This window comes from Nocardioides sp. (genome assembly GCF_036401255.1).
Lineage (GTDB): Bacteria > Actinomycetota > Actinomycetes > Propionibacteriales > Nocardioidaceae > Nocardioides.
In genome coordinates, this window is sequence record NZ_DASWVI010000393.1 from 1 (window position 1) to 1,662 (window position 1,662).

Sequence of the window (1,662 nt, forward strand, 5' to 3'; positions counted from 1 at the left end):
GCCGACGCGCAGGGCCGCGAGGACCAGCGCTGCCGCGACCGCCGCGGATGCCACCAACTGGCCCCAGGTGGCGGTGGCCTCGCCCGTGGCGTAGGCGTCCTGCGCGACCAGCGCGCAGGCCGCGGCGTAGAGCAGGCCGACCAGGGGCAGGGCCACCGGCCCGAGCCACGACCGGTGCCGGGTGCGCGGGCTCAGGCACTCGACCATCGCGATCGGCGCGCCGATGCTGAGGATCACGTGGCCGCCGACGAAGGAGAGCGCGAGGTAGACGCTGAGCCCGATCGGCGCGAGGTAGGTCGGCGCCGCCATGTCGTCCCAGTAGGGGATGTCGCGGTAGTCGGTGCTCCACATCGACTGGTCGACGACGCCGGCCTCCACGACGCCGAACGCGGCGGCCAGGAGCAGCAGGCCCGCCCAGCCCAGGTCCCGGCGGCGAGCCACCTCGCGGATCAGCAGCGCGGGCGCGCCGTACAGCGGCGCGAACACCACCAGGTTGCCGAGCAGCGTCAGCGGGTGGCCGGTGCTGTCGTCGTAGCCCCACAGGTACTCCGCGCACACGGGGGCCAGGACGATCAGACCCACGGCGGGTCGCCAGGCGGTGCGCACCCTCCGACGCTAGGCGCCGGCGCCGGCGAGCGGATCGGCCCGCGGTAGCCGGCCGCCCCCGACCAAAGTCAGCGGATCTCCGCCCAGCGGTCGAGCGCCTCGCGGCGCTCGGCCGCGTGGTCGACGATCGGCTCGGGATAGCCGACCTCGGCCCGCTCCCCGGGGCTGGGGTCGTGCGGGTCCGACACCGCGCCCAGCTCGGGCACCCAGCGGCGCACGTAGTCGCCGGTCGGGTCGAACCGGCGACCCTGGGCGGTCGGGTTGAACACCCGGAAGTACGGCGCCGCGTCCGTGCCGCAGCCGGCGACCCACTGCCAGCCGTGCTGGTTGGAGGCGAGGTCGGCGTCGACCAGCCACCGCATGAAGTGCCGAGCGCCGTGCTGCCACTCCAGGTGCAGGTCCTTGACCAGGAAGCTCGCCGTCAGCATCCGGACCCGGTTGTGCATCCAGCCGGTGGCGCGCAGCTGGCGCAGGCCCGCGTCGACGATCGGGAACCCGGTGCGGCCCGATCGCCAGGCGTCGAGCGGTGCGCCCGGCTCGTCGTACCGCATCCGGGCGTGCTCGGGGCGCCAGTACTCCCGCGCGGACTCGGGGCGGGCGTGCAGCACGGCGGCGTAGAACTCCCGCCAGGCCAGCTCGCGGCGGTACGCCGCCGCCCCGTCGCTGCGCAGCCGGGCCAGGTCGGCCAGCATCGTGCGCGGGTGGATCTCGCCCCACTTCAGGTGGACCGACATCCGCGAGGTGCCGTCCACCCCGGGCCGGTCCCGGTCGCCGGCGTAGTCGCCGACCCGGTCGAGGAACTCCGCCCAGCGGCGCAGCGCCGCGGCCTCGCCCGCCGCCGGCAGCGTGAGCCCCTCGGGGGCGGCGGCGTCGGGCAGTGCCGCGGTGCCGTCCTCGAGCGTGAGCCACTCGTGCCCGGCGGGCTCGCCGGCCGGTGCCCGCCAGCCGTGCTCGGCCCACGCCCGGTGGAAGGGCGTGAACACCTGGTAGGCCGCACCGGACCCGGTGGTCACGCGACCCGGGGCCACGGCGTACGGCGAGCCGGTCCGGACCAGC

General features: G+C 76.1%; 2 protein-coding genes. Both read right to left on the minus strand.

Features of this window, described 5'->3' with window-relative positions:
* Positions 1-606 (minus strand): hypothetical protein (locus VGD85_RS18355; RefSeq protein ID WP_331064871.1); only part of this gene is annotated, 606 nt, incomplete at its 3' end.
* Between the two features lie 68 nt (positions 607-674).
* The coding region (locus VGD85_RS18360) for a deoxyribodipyrimidine photo-lyase (RefSeq protein WP_331064872.1) at positions 675-1,662 on the minus strand (988 nt) is incomplete at its 5' end.